Genomic DNA, 4,220 nt, shown 5'->3' on the forward strand with positions numbered 1-4,220 from the left:
TACGCTCGTCCTCGGTCAGGCCCGGCACGCGCCCGTCTTCGATGTTTGCTTTCTTCAGCCAGTTGAACAACGAGGCTTCGGAAATCCCGAAGTCTCTCGCAATCTGCGATAACGGGGCCCGGGCTTTACGGGCCACAGCCACGACATCGTCACGGAACTCTTTCGGATAGGGCTTGGGCATGAGATACATCCTTCCAGCGAGGACGAATCCTCACAGATCAGATGTCAACCAAACCCGGGGCAGACCCGACATCCGCCAGAGGTGGCGTGAATAGGCTCTCCTCAGGGGTGGGGAGATAAAAGAGAAGGGGCCGGGCAGGGGATAAAGCCCGGCCCCTTCTTCGGCCAGTCGAGGGATTCTACGGCGTACCGTCGATGATCGTTCAGCTGGCCTTGATAGTCGTTGTGATTGCTTTAGGCATCAAGGTCTCAGCATCAACACGTTGAGGCAGGTCATCAGGAATTCCTTGACATTGCTTGCTGGTGAAGGCAGTATCTGTTCAAGGTTTCTGTGAAAATCTTGAACGTCTGAATCGAGGAGTATTTGGTGTTGGAACTAGCAAATCGGGCTTGTGTTAGTGCTACTAGTGGTCTTGTTCGTGTCTCTTCTGGTGTTGCTGCTAGACGGGATTCGCCGGTCAGGTTGGATCGGTGGGTTGTCGTTGTGGTCATAGCAATTGCTCTAGTTTTGGCTGTGGGGCTTGCAGCAGCATGGTGGATTACTTGTCAGGTTAGGGGAATGTATCCGGCCCTTGATATGCCTTCTTTCCAAAATGGTGGCACGTGGGTGGCCTACTGCAGAATATAGAGTCTTTGCTGTGATGTGGGGGCGTGAGTGGACCGTTTAGTACTGGATGCTCTCAACGTGTCCAAGTCATACAGCGATCTTCGGGTTCTTGACTCGTTTAATCTTGCGTTACGTTCCGGGCAGATCCATGGTCTGCTGGGCCCGAATGGGTCAGGGAAATCTACGTGCCTGCATATTCTGACCGGTTTAATCCCTGCGGATAGCGGTGAGGTTCTCCTTCAGGAAGTTCCTATCACTTCCAAGGAATCTCGCCAGTATCTTGGCTTCGCCCCTGATGATCTACCTCTTCCAGAAATGCTGACTGGCAGGGAATACATCGAATTTCACCGCTCATTACGGAAGAGAGGTAGCGGCGAAGTCGCAGACGGGCTTGTTGAGGTCTTTGGTATGTCTGAGGCTTTGAACAAGCAGATCTGTAAGTATTCCCATGGAATGAAACGTAAAATCCAGCTCATCGTCGCCCTGGCCCATGAGCCGATGCTGCTTGTGTTAGATGAACCGTTCCGTGGGTTAGATCCAGATGCGGCTGTAGTTCTCAGAACATTGATCAGAGAATTCGCGGACTCTGGCCGGGCCGTACTGATGGCCACACACGACATGTTCGGTGCTGAACGTGATTGCGACGAGGTCACCGTTTTGTCCTCGGGTAAGACAATGGCAAACGGTTCTCCTAGTAGCCTGACTGCCGGAGCGTCGGTGGCTAGTCTCGAAGAAGTGTTCCTCGCTGTAACTGGTCTTGATCAATCCACCACCACCAGACGGAAAGCTGTTTCCCAACTATTTGCCCCTGCATAAGATGCAGGTATTGGAGCGAAACGATGAACTCTATAACTAAAATTGTGGTCAACCTGGTCGTAGGGGTCCTGCTGGGTGTTGCTTTGCTTTTCCTCACTATAGTCTGCTCGGTAGCTATCGCTTTTGTCACGAATGGGCAGGCATTAATCCCCGGCGTTTTCGAAGCATGGGTCACTACCGAAAATGAGATGCCAGCTCTAAGCTTCGCTCCAAACGGTGTCGGCATGATCATATTCATCGTTGCCATTGCTTTTATTTACACAGTGACGATGTACAGCAAATCGAGCCGTGAGCGTGGATCAGTTTCTGCTTGAATCATGATCTGCGCTGCGAAGATCGTTGCCTCCACGACTGTCACTGTCTGGGAAAGAGAAGTTGGTGAGGTACTAAATCTTTCCGGACGAAAAATCCGGGCAGCATGCTTAGGCGCATTGCTAGTTTGCCTTTTACTTGGCGGGGTATTAGCAGCCCTGACCGCGGCGCAGCTGACTACGCAACTTCCAGTCGAACTTCGTACTTCTATTTTGGGTACAAGTTTTGGAAGCGTCGTCATGACTACGGGTTTAGTGTCAATGATTCTGTGCCTGTCTTCGCCTGCAGGGAACGCTTTACAGACGTTGCTCGATATGCTGCCGGTAGCCCGGACCGCCGCTTACCTAGGCCAGCATGCCCCGCTGATGATCATGGGTTTCGTGTTCAGTCTTACTCTCTCATCAACCGCCATGGTCGTCGCCTGGCAAGTCGCCCCTGGAATCCCGGCCGCACTTGGGTCACTCGTTCTAGTCTTGATAGTCATCGTCATATGGCAGTTGTTATCTGTGGCCTTATTTAGCGTTGTGAGTCACTACTTAGGATCAATGCTTCGCCTGCCGCTACAGTATCGAAACAGCATCGCAGCGGCGGCTGTGATCGCTGCTTCTTTAGGAAGCGCGGCAACTGATGTATTTTCGTTCACCCCCAGGGATTCTGATTCCTTCACGCCCCTCGATCTGCTCCTGAACCGGGTGGCAGCTGATGTATCAACTACACCCACACAGTGGACATCCTGGCTTTTACTCCTGGGCTGGGCCACCCTAGCCGCCGTACTGATGGTACTTGCCGCTTCCCGATATAACGTGGGGGCGGCTGCGGGTTTTCCCCGCTTCTTCCAAGGCTGGTTACCCTCTGCCGGTTTACGCTCTGCCCTGGTGTGGTTCGAGATACTTGTTGCTATCCGAAATCCCCAAATCATCGTGACAACCCTAGCTGCCGTACCGCTACTAATAGCTAGCCTGTGGAGTGCATCCATACCTCAGCTATCATCTGTCAGCTTCGCCATGGCTTCAGCAATACCTGTCGTTCCGGCTCTCAACGGTCTCTACGCTGTAGGGCGGACCTTACCAACACGATGGGTGACTACCCAGATTTCAGCTTCGGCAACAGCCTGGATTACCCCGAAGCTGGCAGCGAATTTTCTTGTATGCATGCTGCTGTCTTCACTGATGATGCTCGTTGTCCTCGCCTCTTCACTAATAACGGTCACTGACATACCGAGCATCAGCGCCCGAGTATTAGCTGCGTTGTTCATGGCACTTCTGGCCGGGACTCTCATTCCTTACAGCATCTCCCAGCCCCTATCTACCGCTGCCGGAGGATTCATTCTAGGGATCCTCTTCCTCCTGTCATCAGTGACGACAAGCTTTCTAGGAGGGCTGATCGGCACCTCAGCCGTACCCTTCATCTCATTAGCCTTCGCCGCATTGTTCGCAGCGGGTTTCTTCCTTTTGACTACTAAAGAATTCAGTTCGTCATGACCGCCGATCTCAAGCTGACTGAAGGAGTGCTAGAGACCGACGATGGTCACGCTTTCCCGGAACTTGGCATCTGGGTTTCCAGTAACGACCCCAATAAGAAAGCGCTGCTTGTCGAGTACGGATTCGCCAGTGAGATGCACTGTCTAAGGCTTCGATCCAGAAGCCGAGCGGCACGCCTAAAAAGCGGGTTGTTTCCAGCCATTGCCCAGTCAGTGATTCATAACGCCCTGGGCCTGGGAAGAACCCTCGCCGGGCTGGTCACCCTAACGATTACCGGACTCGTCCTGAACATATCTTCGTTCGTTGCAATATCGGCTGCAACAGCACTCTTTTTCCTGTCAGTTCTCGTCCACGAGGCAGGACACGTAGCCGCCTTACGATACGTGGCTCCAACTGAGACAGGAGTTCTAGTGTCCCGAGGGTGGACGTTTCACCTTGTCAGGCCAACCCTCAATTATCGACAAGAGATAGCAGTCATCACTACCGGACCGTTAGCCCCACTCATAGCAACAATCATCTTCATACCAGCCTTGATCATCTCACCGCCGATTTTCTACTTCTGGCTCGCTCTGGGCCTAGGACACGCACTACTTCTCCTAGCACCCATCGGAGACGGCGCGAACCTACGAAACCTACGAAACCCTTGACCTGACGGTTTGACGGCTCTTCAAAGTGAACTAGGGGTCGCTACAGAAAGGGTCTGCCCCGGGTTTGGTTGACATCTGATCTGTGAGGATTCGTCCTCGCTGGAAGGATGTATCTCTTGCCCAAGCCCTATCCGAAAGAGTTCCGTGACGATGTCGTGGCTGTGGCCCGTAAAGCCC

5 protein-coding genes are annotated in these 4,220 nt (G+C 53.0%); 4 read left to right on the forward strand and 1 reads right to left on the reverse strand.

Annotation, left to right across the window (positions count from 1 at the left end; translation table 11 throughout):
* Window positions 1-181: transposase (locus tag C501_RS0100185; protein ID WP_026174442.1), on the reverse strand; the 181-nt coding region annotated here is incomplete at its 3' end.
* A gap of 654 nt (window positions 182-835) precedes the next feature.
* Here C501_RS0100185 and C501_RS11875 point away from each other — a divergent pair.
* From C501_RS11875 to C501_RS0100205, 4 genes are read left to right on the forward strand one after another with little or no spacing between them, the layout of a single operon-like run.
* Entirely contained in the window at window positions 836-1,603 is a 768-nt protein-coding gene (locus C501_RS11875) for an ABC transporter ATP-binding protein (protein ID WP_018133626.1), read from the forward strand.
* A 23-nt stretch (window positions 1,604-1,626) separates the two neighbouring features.
* Window positions 1,627-1,917, forward strand: a complete 291-nt coding sequence (locus C501_RS0100195; RefSeq protein WP_018133627.1) for a hypothetical protein — start codon at window positions 1,627-1,629, stop codon at window positions 1,915-1,917.
* Between the two features lie 3 nt (window positions 1,918-1,920).
* Complete coding sequence (locus C501_RS0100200) at window positions 1,921-3,396, forward strand: hypothetical protein (protein WP_211206312.1); 1,476 nt, start codon at window positions 1,921-1,923, stop codon at window positions 3,394-3,396.
* On the forward strand, window positions 3,393-4,043 hold the full coding sequence (locus tag C501_RS0100205; RefSeq protein ID WP_018133629.1) for a hypothetical protein: 651 nt from the start codon (window positions 3,393-3,395) through the stop codon (window positions 4,041-4,043). The genes C501_RS0100200 and C501_RS0100205 overlap by 4 nt, the downstream gene beginning before the upstream one ends.
* The last annotated feature ends 177 nt before the right edge of the window (window positions 4,044-4,220 follow it).

The sequence above is a fragment of the Acaricomes phytoseiuli DSM 14247 genome (genome assembly GCF_000376245.1).
Taxonomy (GTDB): Bacteria; Actinomycetota; Actinomycetes; order Actinomycetales; family Micrococcaceae; genus Renibacterium; species Renibacterium phytoseiuli.